This is a genomic window from Clostridium sp. MT-14 (genome assembly GCF_042436595.1).
In the GTDB taxonomy this organism is placed as follows: Bacteria; Bacillota; Clostridia; order Clostridiales; family Clostridiaceae; genus Clostridium_B; species Clostridium_B aromativorans.
In genome coordinates this window covers 1-17,512 of the sequence record NZ_JBHMIY010000019.1, presented here as the reverse complement: position 1 = coordinate 17,512, position 17,512 = coordinate 1, and the positions used below count along the sequence as shown (strand labels likewise).

The following is a 17,512-nucleotide window of genomic DNA, read 5'->3' as shown; positions in this document are numbered from 1 at the left end:
ATAGTTAAAGGTGAATGAAGAAATTTTCTAATAAAATTAAAAAATTTCCACATTTACTATATACTTTAGATTACACTATACACTTTTGACTAAATAAAGGATGATAATATGGAATTAAAGACAAAGTATCACGGTGTAAGACATTATGATGAAAAAGATATAATAACCTTTAAAAAGGGTATTCCCGGGTTGGAGCATTTAAAAAAATACATCATATTTCCTGCAGAAGAAAATGAAATGTTTTATGTACTCCAGTCCATAGAGGATTTAGCCATAGGACTTATTCTCGTTTCACCGTTTAATATATTAAGAGATTATGAATTCAAATTAGGCGAGGATAAAAAGAAAGAATTGGGCATAAGCAGTCATGAGGATATACTGGTTTTGAATACAGTGACTCTCGGTTCGAAAGTAGAAAATATAACCGTAAATCTGAAAGCTCCGCTGGTTATAAATATAAATAAAAAAATTGGGGAACAAATAATACTGGATAATTCAGATTATCCCATAAAATACCCACTTTTTGAGGAGGGAGCATGATTGCTGGTTATAAGCAGAAAAAAGGGAGAATCCTTTTTAATTGGTGATAATATAGAAGTAACTGTTTCAAAAATAGAGGAAGGTACAGTGAAGCTTTCTATATCCGCACCTAAAAATGTAACTATACTTAGAAAAGAACTGTATGATGAGGTAAAAAAGGAAAATAGGGATGCAGCAGCTTCAGATATGAATCTGCTTAAAAAATTAAAAAAATAAATTCAGGTGCAAAATAAATAAAGAGGTGTTTAGCATGGAAGTTACAGGTATGGGTCAAGGAGGACAGCTGCCTTTAAAATTAAGCACAGGTACATCTGGAACAACTGCCGGAGTTTACAATAATGAAGTTTCAGAACTTCTGCAGAATAGGACAGTACAAAAGGTCAATCAGGAAAATATAACTGTAAAAAATGCGAAGGATGCAGCAGATGAAGCAAATAAAATAATGAATGAAAATCAGACTCATCTAAAATTTGAAATCTACGGTAGATTCAAGGATATTGTAGTACAAGTGCTTGATGATGACACCAACGAAGTTATAAAGGAAGTACCACCTAAAAAAATACTGGATATGGTTGAGAAGTTTTGTGAAATGTCAGGATTTTTTATGGACGAAAAAGCTTAATTCAATACACAATTTACAATGCACAGTGTACAATTGACGAAGGAATTTTTAATTTCATTAAAAATTCCAACCTGAATTGTGAATTGTGAACTGACAATTGTGAATTGAAAAAGGGGGTGTTGTTATGGAATTCAAGTTAAATAAGATAGACCCTGAAGTGAGGCGTAGAGTAAAGGAAACTACCAGTGCCGATAAAGTCCATAATAAAAGAAAGATATTTATAGACAATAATAACAAGAATAAAGGGAAAAAAGAGCAGGGAAATTTTGAAACAGAACTTGGAAAATATAAGCAGGGAAAAAACAAAAAGAAAATAGTAGTAAAGGCTACCAGGGTGGAAGAAGTAAAAGTCGATGCCTTTAGAGAGGAAAAAAATTCAACTTCAAAAGTGGACAACAGGGGAAGTATTATAGATGTAAAGAAGTGAATAGTTTTAAGAGTTAATAGTTAAGAGTTAAGAGTGAATAGTCAATGAAGAAATTTTTTAACGGAGTTAAAAAATTTCCATTTATACTATATACTTTTCACTCTGCACTATTAATTAAAGAAGGAGGGAATTAGCATGTATACTGCTAATGCTTATAATACCTATAAAACCAACAGTGTAAATTTTGCTTCCAAGGATCAGCTGCTTCTGATGCTGGTGGATGGAGGAGCTAAATTTGCGAAAATAGGCAAGCAGGCAATAATGGATAAAGATGTTAAGAAAGCACACGAGAATATAGTTAAAGCTGAAAATGTATTTTATGAACTGATGTCAACGCTTGATGTGAAAAAGGCAGGAAACTGGGGACAGTCCCTCATGGCCGTATATGACTTCATAGTTAGAAAACTTACGGATGCCAATATAAAAAAAGATGCAGCAATAATGGATGAGGTAATTCCAATTATAGAAAATGTAAAGGACACATGGGAGCAAGCTTACAAGGTTTCAAAGAAAGTGAAGAGTGAATAGTTAAGAGTATATAGTGATGGAAGATTTTCGTCAGCGGCCGAAAATCCTCAATAACTTTACACTATCAATTCTCAACTCTTAACTCAATAAAGGAGGTATGAAAATGGCAGACAGTACAAGCAGCAGCATGCCTGTGGGTGCAACAGGTGCAGGCGGCGGAAACATGCTCAGGATTACAGGACTGAATACAGGTCTTGACATAGATGCAATGGTAAAGAAGATGCTGACGGCAGATCAGACAAAAGTAGATCAGGCAAAGCAGCAGCAGCAGCTCATACAGTGGAGACAGGAAGCCTATCAGAGCATAATAAAGGATGTAAAAGATTTACAAAGCACCTACTTTGATTTAACAAAAAGCACAAGTTATCTACTGTCTTCAAATGCATACAACAATATGGTGGCAGCGAGTTCTGATGCTACTACAGTAAGTGCAAAGGCAGGGACCAATGCGACAGCTGGAAATTATAAGATATCAGTGAGTCAGATTGCAGAAAATGCAGGTATAAGCAGTCTCAATTCTATAGGCAGTCAAGTTAAGCTGAACACTGTAGAGGGTTGGAGCGGAAAAACAATAACTTTTAATGACGGAACTGCTATTTTGGATTTGTCAGGGTTTACAGGAACGACAGGGGCTGAATTAACTTCATATATTAACAACCAGATAAGTCAAAATTCAGATTTGAACGGAAAGTTGTCCACTTCATATGTAAAAGATCAAAATGGCAGTGAATATATAAAATTTACACCTTTATCTGATACTGAGATTAAAATAACAGATGACGGCGGTATAAGTGATTTAAATAATTTGGTTGGCAAGGGTATAGTATCAACTTCCGCAGATACAAAACTCACTTCACTTGGATCAGGACTTGATGGAAAAATTGTAATGAATTTAAAGTATAATGGAAAGGAAGTATCTGTTTCTTTAGATAATAGTTCTACAGGCAAAAACGGATCTGCTACAGTGAATGATCTGATTACAGCTGTTAAAAATGCCACGGGAGGAGCTGTAACAGGCAGTTTTGATGATATGACAGGCAAGTTTACCTTGCAGACTGCGTCTACGGGAAGTACGTCAAGTCTGCAGATCGAAACGGATATGTCAAATCCTACGGAAGACAATCCATCACAGGGAACAACTACGGCTGAGTTATTGAGTGTTCTTGGGCTGGATACATCAATGAAAAATGGAAGTGATGCTGTTGTTACAATTACAGAACCAGGTTCAAGCTCCGGTACGACTTTAACCCAATCTTCCAATAACTTTACTGTAAATGGTGTTACCTACAGTATAACAGGGACAATTGCAGCAGATAGTCCTGTAAATATATCGGTAACTCAGGATACATCAAAAGCACATGATCTCATTACAAACTTTATCGACAAGTACAATAATCTAATTGGAGAAATACAGGACAAGCTCAGTGAGAAAAAAGATTATGACTATTCGCCTCTTACAGATGCGCAGAAAGAGGAAATGAGTGATACAGATATAACCAACTGGGAGAACAAGGCCAAGGAAGGCATACTCAGGAATGATGACAATTTGGAACAGCTTTTGAATGATCTTACAAGTGCCTTTAATACTCCTGTTAAGGACAGCAGTGGAAACAGTGTATCCACAATTTATTTTGGAAGCATAGGTGACAATGCATTGGGAATTGACACTTCTGATGATTATACCCAGGGAGGAAAGCTCACCGTTACAGATGATCAGCAGTTCACAGATGCACTTACAAATCATGCAGATGAAATAATGAAGCTCTTTACCACTACTTCCAATAGTACAGATGCTACTGACAAATTCAATCAGTCAGGAATATTCCAGAGAATAAGTGACATAATAGACAAGAATGTGGGAGTAATAGGAACTACGCTGAACAGCGGTACACTTACAAAGTATGCCAATCTACAGGACGATTATACTGTAATGGGAGGCGGTGGAACAGGCACTCTCCCAGATCAGATATATCAGCAGCAGCTTCTCATAAATACACTGACGGATAGAATGAATGATGACCAGACAAAATACTATAATCAGTTCACACAGCTTGAAACTGCCATGGAGCAGCTCAATGCACAGCAGTCTACACTTTCAATGTACTTGAGCTAAAGCTTAGTTAATAGTTAAGAGTATATAGTGTATAGTAAATGAAAAAATTTTTTAATGAAATCAAAAAATTTCAACCATAACTATATACTATCAACTTTATACTCTTAACTAAAGGAAAGGGATGCTGACATGAAAAGAACTGTCGAAGAGATATTGAATGATTATAAGAAATGCACGGAAGATATTGTGAATGCCCTTAAAAAAGATGATTTTGATTATCTTCAGGATAAAATAAAAATAAGGCAGTGTATTTTAAATGAACTCATTTCTGATAATCACATAAAAGTTGAGTCCAAAAAAGTTTATAAGGAGCTAAATATAAGTGAAATTGAAAATGAAGCAGGCAGGCTCATGAAAGAAAAAGCTTTATTTATAAAAGGAAAACTCAATAACATATCCAGAAACAAAACTGCCAGCAGTGCCTATGGCAATGTTGGAAGCGGGGCAAAAATATTCAGTAAAAAAATTTAAAAGACTATAAAGGCCTGTAAGGGGAAGCCGATAATTGAACTAGAACGATAGAAAAAGTTAAAAGTTTATGAGAATAGTTGAAAGTTGAGAGTTAAGAATTGAAATTGAATGAAGAAATTTTTTAACAGAGTTAAAAAATTTCAACCTTAACTATATACTATTGACTCCACACTCTTAACTAAAAGAATCACTAAAATGAATTCAACTGATTAAATAATAGCTGGTGTGCCAATAATTCTAAATACAATTATTATTTAGGAGGTTGAAGAGTTGAAGGAAAGTCTGGTTTACAACAAAGCTTTTAAGTTTTCTGTAAGCATAGTTGAATTATATAAGTATCTGTCACAGGAAAAAAGGGAGTATGTTCTTTCAAAACAGCTTTTAAGATCAGGAACCAGTATTGGAGCGAATATTAGAGAGAGTTTATTTTCACAGAGCAAAAGAGATTTTTTATGGAAAATGAATATTTCTTTAAAAGAATGTTCTGAGACCCTATATTGGTTAGAATTATTAACTGCAACTAATTATATTGATATTTCAAAGTATGAATTTTTAATAGAGAATTGTACTGAACTGAATAAGATGTTAGTTGCAATTGTGAAAACTACAAAGAAGCAGCTTAATATAAGTTAATAATCAAGAGTTAAAAATGAAAAGTAAATGAAGGAATTTTTTAATGAAATTAAAAAATTCCAACCATAATTCTCCACTATTAATTCTCCACTCTTAACTAAATAAATCTGTTAGTACTCTTCAGTTAAGCTTATAACTGTCAAATCAGTTGTAACTTAAAAGAAGTAACTATAAATAAAGTGGACAAGGATGTCCAGTACAAAAATCAAGGAGGAATAAAAATGATAATCAATCACAATCTTATGGCAAACAATGCCTTGAGAAACATGAACATCAATTCAAATAATGCTTCAAAGGCAATGGAAAAACTTTCTTCAGGACTTAGAATAAACAGGGCAGGAGACGATGCAGCAGGTCTTGCAATCTCCGAAAAAATGAGAGGACAGATAAATGGATTAAATCAGGCATCTTCCAATGCTCAGGATGGTATCTCCATGGTTCAGACAGCTGAGGGTGCATTAAATGAAACTCACAGCATACTTCAGAGAATGAGGACACTTGCAAACCAGGCAGCCAATGGTACAAATACTGATGCCGACAGATCATCAATCCAGGATGAAATAAACCAATTGACTTCTGAAATCAACAGAATAGGAAATACAACAGAATTCAATACCCAGAAGCTTTTAAATGGCGGCATTGGAAACACTGATGGACAGAAGATAACTCAGGCAACAAGTGCAGCAATAACTGTTGGGTTTACGACAGGTGCTGCAGTAGCATTTAGCGGGAAAATACAGGTAGATAATGTAACGTTTGATTTAAGTAGTGTATCGCTTGCGAGTGGTGCTAATACAATAGCTGCAATAAATGCATTAAATAATGTTACATCAGGTGGTACTAAATTATCTGATTTAGTTGATATTACGGATGATGGAGCTGCTATCAAATTTACAGATAAGTCTAGTGGAACATCAAGCAAAATTGATATTAATGTCGATGCGGCTGGAGGTTTAACTGCTGCTGATACTATTGCAAGTGGAGATCCAACTACAATCGAGAGAGCTGGACTGGAAGCGACTAATGCTTTAACAGATGCTAATACAACTATAGCAAAGGGCTCTACAATAAAGGTTACTGTTGGATCTGACAGTGCAGTTGAAGTAAGCCTGAACGACGGAACAGAAGATAAGGTTTATGATACAAGTAATACTGATGCAAATGTAGCAAAAGCTGCAATGGATGATGTTATAAAAGACTTGAATGCATCACTTCAGAAGGCAGGACTTTCAGACAAGGTAGAAGCTTCACTTTCAAGTGATAACAAAGTTCAGTTTATATCAAAAGATGGTGTTGACATAAGTGTTGCAAATGGTACAGGGACTCCAATAACTGCATTAGGTACTGGTTTAGATACTGTTAAGAATGTAGAACAAGTTGTAGGAGCTGGAGCTGAAGGAACTGGATTTACCACTACATTCCAGATAGGTGCTAATAAAGGACAATCCATGACACTTAATATAGCTGATATGAGATCAGCAGCTATTGGAATCACTGGAAATGCAGGACAATCTGGATTTACAAGTACAAATACAGTAACTAATGGAACTACTGATGTTAAGCAGGAAGCAGCCTTGAACGTACTGACAAAAGAAGATGCTTCAAATGCCATCGACGTTATTGATAAAGCTACAGCTACGGTATCTGCTACAAGAGGTCAGCTTGGTGCGGTACAAAACAGACTGGAACATACTATAAATAATCTGGGAGTTTCTTCAGAAAACTTGACTTCTGCTGAATCCAGAATCAGAGATGTAGATATGGCAGCAGAGATGTCCGAGTACTCCAAGAACAATATTCTTTCCCAGGCTGCTCAGGCAATGCTGGCTCAGGCAAATACTCAACCACAGCAGGTTCTTCAATTGCTTAGATAAAGCGGGGTCTGACCCCAATACAAAAATTGGAAATTTGAATTTTGGTTAAGTATTTATAGGGTCTCTTGGAGAGTGATCTTCAAGTATATTGGGTGAATTGCTGGAACTTCCTTAAGCTGTTTCCCTAAAGCAAAGTCCGAAAGGACAGGTGTGACAGGCTGAAAAGCAAACAGATTGGATAATCAGCAGCCAAGCTCCTGGGCCGAAAGGCTGGAGAAGGTTCAACGACTAGGACGGACGGGCTAAGCATTTTTATAGTTGAGAGTTGAAAGTGAAAAGTTAAGAGTAAAGGGAGGTTTTCGACGGCAGCCGAAAATCCATCAAAATTATTCATTATATACTTTTAACTTGAATAAAGTGTATGCCTATGAGGTCTGTAGGGAAGAGGCTTCCTGAAGTGCCCGACCCCATAAATTAGTTGAGAGTTGAAAGTGGATAGTTAAGAGTGAAGGAAGAAATTTAGTAAACTGAATTTCAGGTGTAATTAAACTATTGATTTTTAAGTTATAACTTTTAACTGAAAAGATGGGTGAAGATATAGTCTGGCAGTGATTGAAAGGTCATTGGTGAAACGCAAGCAAATCAACAGCCTCAACAGGTTCTTCAGTTATTGAGATAAGTAGAGAACCGGATTTAACAATATTAAATCTGTGTGAATCGCTTACTCCACCGATGGTAGAAGGCGGAGGTTCCTTTAAAAGAAGAACTTGAAGTAAGAATAAAAAGTTTTAATAAGTAATTGTTTTATGAATTAAGAGAGGACTAATCTATGCGATTGGTTCTCTCTTTTAAAATTACTACATTTTATAGCCACAATTGCAACAGACAATACACAGCTTAGGGCTAAGAAAACAAAAGCCTTAGAGTTATGCTCAAAACTACTCATATATCTAATAGGAGTGATGGAATGTGTTGGTAACACAAAAAATTTTTTCAATTTATAAACTTGCCATTATCGAAGCAATAGCAAGTTTTGGAGACAAAGAGGGAAGCTTTTCTAAAGAGATAGCTCAATACTATAATCAGTATTGTAAATGCAATACAATTAGAAGAAAAGAAATCGTCATAGAATATGAACCTCATTTTAAACATTTCATTGGTATTTTTAGGATACAAAGAGGGTTACCTGTTATAAAAAGATACAATTTTATTGAGTTCATTCTAGAGGAATATTTAAAAGAACTTAATAAAGCATATACACCAGGTAATATTGAAAATTATGCAAAAATTGCAAAAAGTAATGGCTATACTAGAGGAGTTCAAATATCATGTTTTTCCAAAATTGCTTTTATATTTAGACCTTCAATATATTTTCCATATGATAGTAGAGCAAGAAATACTCTTAATAGATACATAAATGAAAAGAAACTATATTTTAATATTGAAAAAAACTATATTAATTATATGAAAGTTGTAGATATGATTTTTAATGAACTTTTAAAAGAATATAATTTTTTCCCTTTAATAAAATCAAAAGATTATATTAAGGAATTGAGAATAAACCGAAAGAAATTTGATAATAGGTATAATAATTTTCTTAAAAACTGTGATATTTTAGCAATAGATGATATTGATAGATTTATTTTAAGAAGAGCACTTGATAAATCTTTAATGATAATTGGTGGGCTTAATTTTAATAATTTAGCAGCTGTCAAAGAAGGAATATTGGAGAGTTTAGATAAATAAATTATTTAAAAAGTAAAAGTATTATATTATACTGACATAAGAGCAGTAAAAAAGGAGAACTGATTATTCAGTTATAATCTCGTAAATATCAGAAAAGCTAAAGGATTACTATACAGGAAGCCAACGAAGAAAAGAAAGTAAAATAGAAGGTAAAATATGTTCAATACTTAAAGAAATCATATTATTATACGATAACTAAACATGATGTATTGAAAATTGATATGAAATTTATATCAATTTTGGGAGGATGGATAGCATGAAACTCAGTATATGTATGATGGTTAAAGATGAAGAAAAAAATTTACCCAGGTGTCTGGAGAGTTTAAAACCTATTTTAACGGGTTTGGATTCCGAGCTTATAATCGTAGATACAGGTTCCAGTGATGATACCGTAAAGGTAGCTCAAAAATATACAGACAAGATTTATTTCCATAGATGGGACAATGACTTTTCTGGTATGAGAAATGTGACTATCAGTTATGCCAAAGGTGAATGGATATTTATAATCGATGCCGATGAATCTGTAGAAGACTGCAGTGAAATTTTGGTATTCTTGAATTCAAAGTATACAGATAAATACAACTGCTGTAATTTATCTGTAAAAAGCATAACAGATGAAGAAAAGCAGGATTATGTCCTATCTACATCCCCTAGAATTTTTAGAAATGATGGATACTTTCATTATGAAGGAAAGGTACATAATGAACCGGTGTTTAGAAGTCCTGTTTTAACCTTGGGTACTGTATTGGTTCATACAGGATACATATCTACGGACAAAGAACTTATGAATAGAAAATTTGAGAGAACCAGCTGTATATTGAAAAGAGAATTGGAAAAGAATCCTGAAAATATTTATTATGCATATCAGCTTTCTGTATCATATTCAATGCACAAGGATTTCAAAAAAGCTCTGGAACAAATAGAAAGGGCTTATGAAATATTCTCAAGAAAACAGCTGAAAAAGGCAGATTATATATATTTGTATTATCAACTTGTAGTATGCAATCTGGAATCAGGTGAAGTGAAGAATTATAAGAAAGCGGAAAAGTATTGTATTGAAGGTATTAAAATTGAAGATCAACATATAGATTTGTATTTTTGCCTTGCAAAAGTATATATGCTTATGAATAAGTATGAAAAAGCTATAGAAGAGTATTTAAAGTATTTTGAACTTGTGGATGATTATGATAATCTGAGAATAAGATACAATGGACTTGTCGAAATATATTCAATAAATAGGAAGGACGAAGGTTATTACGATATTGCAGCTGCTTATTTCAAGTTATGCGATTATTCCAATTGCATAAAATATGCAAACAAAATCAATTCAGAAAAATATCTGAAAAGAATAAGTCAATTTTCTGTACAATCATTTTTTAAGGAAACTGATTTTGTGGGATTAAGGGAACTATATAAAAAAGTACTTGATATCTCAGATAAGAATTTTACTCTGGATTTCTTAAATGTGATTGAAAATAATCTGATAAATCTGGATAGAAGAGATTATTTGACCTACTTGAAATATTTTTCTCAGTACAATGATACATATTGTTTTTTAAATAAAATAAGAAAGATGTACGAGAATGGGCAACATAATTATGGTAGCATGATAACTCAATTTGCAAATGACTTTTCACTTTCCGATCAGCCAAATTATTTTGGAGACTTTGTTTATTTTATGATGAAGTCGTCAGGAAACATATATGGTATATTGTCGAAAGTTTCTATGAATAAAGTAGAAGAATTTATTGTATATGTGGCAAATAAATATGATGATTTTTCAGACACCGTATATGATTATGTTATTAAAAATACAGGCAGTGATTTCAAGGTTATCAGGATAAATAGATTATTAGAAAGATTTATTCTTGTTCTGGATAAACTTGACCAGAAACAATATAGGGTTCTATTTCAGGATTATATAGGCTGTGGAATCAACTATGTATCTATGATTTACAGCAACCAGCTTTTGGGGAATGAAATGATCTATGATGTAAAGAGCGATGAAGATGTCTTTTTTATATTTATGAATAAGGCAGATGAAGTTAAAGATTATGATGAAAAAGAATATATAATATATCTAAGGAAAGCACTGGCAGCATATCCGTTTATGAAAAAGGGAATAGAAATGCTTTTAGGAGATTTTGAAAAAAAATTCAACAAGAAAAATGACGAGCTTGAAAGTTATAAGTTAAAGGTTAAAAACACTATAAAGGCATTGATAGATAATGATAAACTAAATGAGGCAGATCGAATTATCGATGAATATGAGCAGATAGTTAAAGATGATCTGGAAATAGTGCTGTTCAAATCCAAAATATCGTTAAGAAGGCTTAATAAGGTAAATACAAACTATAAAATGTAAATTTTTAAAGGTGGATGGATTGTATGCAGAATGATATTGATTCAGTAAAGAAACAATTAAAGGGAAATATACAGCAGCTCATTGACAATGGCAGTTTGAATGAGGCCAGGCAACTTATAGAACAATACAAAAGTATAGCCAGGGATGATGCAGAAGCCTATTCTATGGATTCTGTTATTCTTATAATGGAAGGAAAGCTTCAGGAAGCGGAGAAAGTGCTTAAAGAGGGGCTTAACGTAAATGAAAAGAGTTTTGACCTAAATTATAATTTGGGATATGTGTATGAGCAGGCTGAGAAATTTAATTTGGCAATTGAATATTATGAGAAAGCAAATAGCAGCTGTAATGATGAAAAATTGAAGGAACAGGTAAACAGCACAATTGATTTGATAAAGAAAAAACATCCGGAAGCAAATGCCATTTCCAGGTTGAAGCTTGTATTTTTTGTAAAGCAGGGAATGGACAGTTTTCTAGGTGATATTATAGATGGATTATCCGATGAGTATGTAGTTAAGAAGGTCATTGTTAATGATTATAAGCAAATAGACGAGGGCATGGCATGGGCCAATATATGCTGGTTTGAGTGGTGTGATGAACTTGTTATATATGGCAGTAAATTGCCTTTGGCTAGAGAGAAGAAAATAATATGCAGAATTCATGGATATGAAGTATATTGTGATTTGATTTTAAAGACAAATTGGGGAAATGTTGATGACTTAATTATTGTAGCTCCACATATTAGAAGAATATTTGAAAAAAATACGAAAAATATATATAAAGGGAAATTAAGAATACATACGATATTTTGTGGAATTAATTTAAATAAATATCCTTTGAATGTGAAAAAGAAAGGTTATAATTTGGGGTACTTAGGGTATATAAATTTTAAGAAAAATATACCATTAACTCTTGACATATTTAAAACATTATATGATATTAATCCAAAGTATAAGCTGTATATAGCGGGTCGGTTTCAAGATAGGAGAACATTAGCATATTTTCAGTATTTTATAAAGGAATATAAACTTGATAAAAGCATAGTTTTTGACGGATGGCAGAGTGAAAAGCAAAAGATTGAGTGGTTAAAAAAAATAGATTATATGGTTATATCAAGTATTGATGAAGGATTATGTTTTGCTGCAGCAGAGGCTATGGCAAGTGGAATAAAGCCTATACTTCATAATTGTGAAGGATTGAAAGATCATTATAATAAGAGATATATATTTAATTCATTAGATGAAGCTATAGATATGATAATGTCTGAAAATTATAATTCAAAAGAGTATAGAAAGTTTATTGAAAAAAACTATTCTTTGAATAAAGAAATAAGAAAAGTAAAACAGATAATTAAAAATGAAATAATTGATAATAAATTAGATGAACAAAAATTTGATTATAAAGAGTATTGGAATAATAGATTGAATAGCAAGTTTGATATAGAAGGTGTAGGATATATAGGATTGGGTAAAGAATATAATGAATATCTTTATAAAGCTAGATTCTATTCATTAGATAAGATAATTAAAAAATTATTTAAAAATTTAAAATCAGTATTTGAAATAGGTCCAGGTATAGGATTATTTACAAAATATTTTGCAACAAATGGAATAAGTAATTATTATTCCATTGATATATCAAAAAAATCAATTGATGTATTATCATCGAAATATAAGAATTTTAATTTTATACAAGGTGATGTAAGTGATATCCAAAATTACCCTGAAAAAAATAAATATGATTTGGTTTTTGGTGCAGATGTACTTTTGCATTTAACTGATGAAGATAAGTTTAGGTTTACATTAAAAAATATAAGTAATATATTAAGCGATAATGGTTATATGATTATTTATGATGCTATAAGTAAAGGCGAAGTAGAAAATGTATCACCACATGTTAGAATTAGAGATATTGAATATATTGAAAATTTATTCAATGAAAATGGTATGAAAATAATTTCAACTATTCCCATATATTTTTTTGTTAGTAATCCATTTGACATTAATGAATTGCGAAATGAATCGTTAAAATCTATTGACATTTTTAATTCAATATGCAGATATTTTAGTAAAGAGTATTGTAATGTAAAGGAAGATATGAAAATTATATTAGAATATATATATTATATTGATAAATTATGTTTAGCGAAATATAAGCATGGGTTATCAGAAAAACTAATAATTGTAAAAAAGAAGCAAAATAAAATGGATGTAAATATTAATGTTGACGATATATGGAATAAACGTGATATAGAGAATAATATTAATTTGATTTTACGAAAAATTGAGGTAAATAAAAGATTTTATATTGATAGGCAATTGATACATTTACAACAAAAAATTAATAATCTAGTTTTTCCCAATTATGATATAAAAGAAGTTTATGAGAAAATTAATCTATTTAATAGCTATGAAATAGAGTTTGCTGATAAATGTGATCTTAATAATTCTAGAATTGTTATGGGGAAAAAAGAAAAGCTTAATGAAAAGTATGAGCTTATAGAATTTATCTTAGCTTGTGATAAAATACAATTAATAATTACTGGAATAATTTATGATAATGAAAAAGAGGAAATAGTTTTACCTGATTATTTAAATTTTTCGAGAAATAAGGACAAATTAATTAAAATGATTAAAAATATAATTTATAGCGATATAAAATACAATAGTAGGGGTATAGCAGGATTTATTAACGATAAAAAAATAATTGATGATATAAAGAAAAATCAATTGGCTTATAATTGGGAAAGAGGAATACCAGCTACTCAATTTATGCCGTTGATGGGATATATGAATGTTATTGAAAGGTATAGGTTGGCGTTTAATTCCATAAAAGAGTCAGACCTTGTTTTAGAGGCTGCTTGTGGGTTTGGATATGGTGCAGCATATATTTCAAAGAACTGCAAGCATGTAGAAGCGTTGGATCTAGCTGAAGAAAATATTTCGTTTGGCCAAAAAACATATAACTTTAACAATATTAATTGGGTTATTGGAGATGTGACAAAGCTGCCTTATACCAACGAATGTTTTGATGTGTATATTTCATTTGAAACATTAGAACATTTACCGTTAAATTTGATAGAGAAATATTTTTCAGAAGCTATTAGAGTTTTAAAAAATAAAGGTAAAATGATTATATCTACTCCAAATAAAGCTGTTAGGGAAAGCATTAATAATCCTTTTCATATTAAAGAGTATAATTTCTTGGAATTTGATAAATTACTATATAAATATTTTTCTAATGTACAATATTATTCTATAGTAAATAATAGATTAACTAAAGGTATGAACTTAGCCGCATATAATATGATGGCTGTGTGTGAGAAAAATAGCGAAAGATAAATAAATCCATAAGTTTATGAGGGTGTGAGAGGGTTATATGAATGTGTTTCCTAAAATTAGATTAAATGAAGAATAATGTTATATGGAAAAATTAAATTATAAACTTAATAGTCTGGTGGCACAGATTAAGGCTCTAGATCAAGAGAACAGGAGAAATTGAAATTGCATTTAAATCCTGCCGAGAGTGTGAAGCTTTTTCTGTAAATTAGCTTTCTATGATAATTATTAAAGGCGGATATCAGTAAAATGAAATACTGCCTTATTTTTTAATATACAGTGTAAAAACATGTATGCCAAAAAAACCTATTTGCAGGCGCTTTTTTCGATGGTTCTATTTTTATTCAGGAAGTCTTCCCTCATACATTATAGACAGCTCACCATGTACCTTCCCCCAGTTTCTAAGGACCGATGTCCATTTTTTAGTGGCCTCAGAAGTTGCAAGATACAAGGCCTTAAGAAGTGCTGTATCACTTGAAAATACACTTCGCTGGCTGTTAAGCCTGCGGATATGTACTATTAAGACTTTCTATGGCATTTGNATGAAACAAAATTAACAAATTGTTTCATTAAATATATGGAGGTAGTCAAAATGATTAAATCTTATAAATCTATCTTTAATAGCAATAATATTAATACTTTATTAAAAAATATAGGAGACTGTTTTAATTGTGATACAATATCAATACTTAATTTTAACATAGATAAAAATTTTGTTACATTGGATAAAATTTTAGACATTAAAAATAATCCTTTTAAAGCTCTACCTAAATTGTCAAAAATAAATATAACTAATTTTGGCAAAAGCAAATTAAAACTATTATTTTACAATAAGGAGATAATTTTTGTAAAAAACAATTGTACAACAAATTTTCCCATTATTTTAGAAAATGCAGAAGAGGAATTACTTATACCTATAAAAAGTAAAAATAATTTAACAACATTCATATACATGTGTTCACTAGATACAAATGATAACCACATTAATATCGATTTTATTAATAATGACAATTTCAAATATCTTTTATACTCAATTATAAATACATATGAGATGTATTTTCTATCCCATGAAAAAAACGAGCTTATATTTGAACTTATTTATATAATGACTGAAATACTCAAAGAAAAAGAGCCTCTTATGGTTTTTCACCCATATAACGTAGCTGATATTTCAAAGAAAATAGCTATACAATTAAAATTAAACTATAGTTCAATAGATAAAATTTATCTCGCAGGATTACTGCATGACATGGGAAAATTATGTATAAATAAAAATATCTTAAATAAAACAGATAACCTCACGGAAAATGAATATATAATATTAAAAGAGCATAGTATATACGGCTACAATCTATTAAAAAATATATATTATGACATAGCGGTATATATTAAATACCATCATGAAAAAATAGATGGGACTGGATACCCTGATAACTTGAAAGGCGATGAAATTCCTTTAGAAAGTAAAATAATTTCTGTTGCAGATGCCATAGATGCAATGTATGCAGCCAGAAGTTACAATACTTCTAAAAGTTTAGACTCTTTAGTTACAGAGCTTCTCCATTCCGCTGATAAAAAGTTCGATAGTACAGTTGTAGATGCGGCAATAAAAGTAATAATAAAGTCTAAAAACAATAGCATATATAAATTAGATAATAAAGTCGAATGGAGTACTCTTACAATAAAAACCTCAAAAGCATCATACTCAATAGACGGAATTCTAAGAAAAACAGATTCAGAATATATATTTAAATCTAATGAATTTATTTTTTTAAATGATATAAACATTGCCGATATACAATGTATGCATTTATATATATGTAAAAATACAATCGATATTTATCAATATAAAATTGCTTTTAATTTCTTCAAAGAAAATACTTTACATATAAAAGAAATTCATCAAATTGAGTTTAACAACTACTTTAATCTATCATGGAATTTACAGGGAGAACTTATATTTTGTAAATTTCCTATTAGTAGTATTGCAATATTTAAACTTGGAGGTGATTCTCTAATGTTCTACTGTCATATTAATATAAAGGAATCTTTAACTAAACAATTTTTCAATATAAAAATTAATTTTGAGAATGATGACGAACTAATTGTTTCAGGTGCATTAATCCAGCTATTTAAATCAGGTTCAAACTATTATTATGAACTAAAATATGTAAATATACTTGAAACTGTAAGGGAAGAAATATTTTCAAGAATTTTTAAAAAACAAGCAGAACTGAATATCGGCTTTAAATGGTAATTAAAAATTCTAAAATAAATTAGAAAGGTGAGTTATGATGGATTGTTTCGATTTGCTTTTTAAAGATATATATAAAAACGCGGTAGTATTATTAAATAAATATAATACCAAATTTTTTTATGATAAAAGAGTATTCAATGAACTTGTACAAACTTTTGATAATGAAAAAATAGAGTAGTATAGATAACTTTCCTGACATCCGTTGAAAACTTGAATATAGGGCTTATGGCATCCCAGTTTTTTGACCAGCTGTTCATTGTTCCCGGATATTTATCCTGCCATTTTTCAGCTACTACTTCCATATTCCTATGACCTATTTCTTCTGACGGGGCCTGATATATGGTCTTTAAGTCTGAGGCAAAGGCTTTTTTGTCTTTATATGACACATACTTCAATGTATTACGTATCTGATGTACAATGCACCTCTTGTATTCTGTTTTTGGAAATGCCGTAGATATTGATTCCTTTATACCAGAAAGCCCGTCAGCACAGAGAATAAGTATGTCTTTTACACCCCTGTTCTTGAGTTCGTTTAGGACACTGAGCCAGTATTTACTGCTTTCATTTTCGCCAATCTGGATAGACAGAACTTCTTTCTTTCCTTCATCATTGATACCGAGAATGATATATGCGGCAAGTTTTCGTATTATACCATTATCTC

The 17,512-nt window shown here is 31.2% G+C and carries 13 protein-coding genes and 2 pseudogenes; 13 read left to right on the top strand and 2 right to left on the bottom strand.

The annotated features are described in order from the left end of the window. Positions 1–108 precede the first annotated feature (108 nt). The 12 genes from fliW to ACFHWD_RS13040 all read left to right on the top strand — a co-directional run bounded on the left by fliW (position 109) and on the right by ACFHWD_RS13040 (position 14,597). A complete protein-coding gene (fliW, locus tag ACFHWD_RS13095; protein WP_378062241.1) occupies positions 109–540 on the top strand; it encodes a flagellar assembly protein FliW in 432 nt (143 codons plus the stop codon). Further along, on the top strand, positions 541–756 hold the full coding sequence (gene csrA, locus ACFHWD_RS13090) for a carbon storage regulator CsrA (RefSeq protein WP_150355764.1): 216 nt from the start codon (positions 541–543) through the stop codon (positions 754–756). A gap of 34 nt (positions 757–790) precedes the next feature. Next, positions 791–1,162 (top strand): flagellar protein FlaG, encoded by a 372-nt coding sequence (locus ACFHWD_RS13085; RefSeq protein ID WP_150355765.1) that lies wholly within the window; start codon positions 791–793, stop codon positions 1,160–1,162. Between the two features lie 124 nt (positions 1,163–1,286). Beyond that, entirely contained in the window at positions 1,287–1,589 is a 303-nt protein-coding gene (locus tag ACFHWD_RS13080; RefSeq protein WP_150355766.1) for a hypothetical protein, read from the top strand. 135 nt (positions 1,590–1,724) lie between these two features. Next, positions 1,725–2,117: a flagellar export chaperone FliS gene (gene fliS / locus ACFHWD_RS13075; RefSeq protein ID WP_378062237.1), complete on the top strand. Its 393-nt coding sequence runs from the start codon at positions 1,725–1,727 to the stop codon at positions 2,115–2,117. Between the two features lie 103 nt (positions 2,118–2,220). Further along, the gene (gene fliD, locus ACFHWD_RS13070) at positions 2,221–4,230 is read left to right on the top strand and encodes a flagellar filament capping protein FliD (protein WP_378062235.1); all 2,010 of its coding nucleotides are present in this window, start codon (positions 2,221–2,223) and stop codon (positions 4,228–4,230) included. A gap of 129 nt (positions 4,231–4,359) precedes the next feature. Beyond that, positions 4,360–4,701, top strand: coding sequence for a hypothetical protein (locus ACFHWD_RS13065; RefSeq protein ID WP_378062233.1), 342 nt, complete (start codon positions 4,360–4,362; stop codon positions 4,699–4,701). A 270-nt stretch (positions 4,702–4,971) separates the two neighbouring features. Next, positions 4,972–5,334: a four helix bundle protein gene (locus tag ACFHWD_RS13060; RefSeq protein WP_378062231.1), complete on the top strand. Its 363-nt coding sequence runs from the start codon at positions 4,972–4,974 to the stop codon at positions 5,332–5,334. A 221-nt stretch (positions 5,335–5,555) separates the two neighbouring features. Beyond that, positions 5,556–7,208, top strand: coding sequence for a flagellin (locus ACFHWD_RS13055; RefSeq protein ID WP_378062229.1), 1,653 nt, complete (start codon positions 5,556–5,558; stop codon positions 7,206–7,208). 909 nt (positions 7,209–8,117) lie between these two features. After that, a complete protein-coding gene (locus tag ACFHWD_RS13050; RefSeq protein WP_378062227.1) occupies positions 8,118–8,894 on the top strand; it encodes a hypothetical protein in 777 nt (258 codons plus the stop codon). Between the two features lie 256 nt (positions 8,895–9,150). Then, positions 9,151–11,259, top strand: coding sequence for a glycosyltransferase (locus ACFHWD_RS13045; protein ID WP_378062225.1), 2,109 nt, complete (start codon positions 9,151–9,153; stop codon positions 11,257–11,259). A gap of 23 nt (positions 11,260–11,282) precedes the next feature. Beyond that, positions 11,283–14,597: a methyltransferase domain-containing protein gene (locus ACFHWD_RS13040; protein ID WP_378062223.1), complete on the top strand. Its 3,315-nt coding sequence runs from the start codon at positions 11,283–11,285 to the stop codon at positions 14,595–14,597. 337 nt (positions 14,598–14,934) lie between these two features. On the opposite strand, the pseudogene ACFHWD_RS13035 reads toward ACFHWD_RS13040, so the two are convergent. Continuing rightward, positions 14,935–15,135: pseudogene (locus tag ACFHWD_RS13035) on the bottom strand (transposase); the annotation flags it as partial. Positions 15,136–15,186: 51 nt separating this feature from the next. Here ACFHWD_RS13035 and ACFHWD_RS13030 point away from each other — a divergent pair. After that, positions 15,187–16,851, top strand: coding sequence for an HD-GYP domain-containing protein (locus ACFHWD_RS13030; RefSeq protein WP_179977745.1), 1,665 nt, complete (start codon positions 15,187–15,189; stop codon positions 16,849–16,851). A gap of 173 nt (positions 16,852–17,024) precedes the next feature. On the opposite strand, the pseudogene ACFHWD_RS13025 reads toward ACFHWD_RS13030, so the two are convergent. Continuing rightward, positions 17,025–17,512 (bottom strand): annotated as a pseudogene (locus ACFHWD_RS13025) (transposase); the annotation flags it as partial.

What these genes read in the sequence shown, in the direction of transcription:
- ACFHWD_RS13065 (WP_378062233.1), top strand. Translation starts at nt 4,360, where the DNA reads ATGAAAAGAACTGTCGAAGAGATATTGAATGATTATAAGAAATGCACG.
- fliD (WP_378062235.1), top strand. Translation starts at nt 2,221, where the DNA reads ATGGCAGACAGTACAAGCAGCAGCATGCCTGTGGGTGCAACAGGTGCA.
- ACFHWD_RS13045 (WP_378062225.1), top strand. Translation starts at nt 9,151, where the DNA reads ATGAAACTCAGTATATGTATGATGGTTAAAGATGAAGAAAAAAATTTA.
- fliS (WP_378062237.1), top strand. Translation starts at nt 1,725, where the DNA reads ATGTATACTGCTAATGCTTATAATACCTATAAAACCAACAGTGTAAAT.
- ACFHWD_RS13040 (WP_378062223.1), top strand. Translation starts at nt 11,283, where the DNA reads ATGCAGAATGATATTGATTCAGTAAAGAAACAATTAAAGGGAAATATA.
- ACFHWD_RS13055 (WP_378062229.1), top strand. Translation starts at nt 5,556, where the DNA reads ATGATAATCAATCACAATCTTATGGCAAACAATGCCTTGAGAAACATG.
- fliW (WP_378062241.1), top strand. Translation starts at nt 109, where the DNA reads ATGGAATTAAAGACAAAGTATCACGGTGTAAGACATTATGATGAAAAA.
- ACFHWD_RS13085 (WP_150355765.1), top strand. Translation starts at nt 791, where the DNA reads ATGGAAGTTACAGGTATGGGTCAAGGAGGACAGCTGCCTTTAAAATTA.
- ACFHWD_RS13030 (WP_179977745.1), top strand. Translation starts at nt 15,187, where the DNA reads ATGATTAAATCTTATAAATCTATCTTTAATAGCAATAATATTAATACT.
- ACFHWD_RS13080 (WP_150355766.1), top strand. Translation starts at nt 1,287, where the DNA reads ATGGAATTCAAGTTAAATAAGATAGACCCTGAAGTGAGGCGTAGAGTA.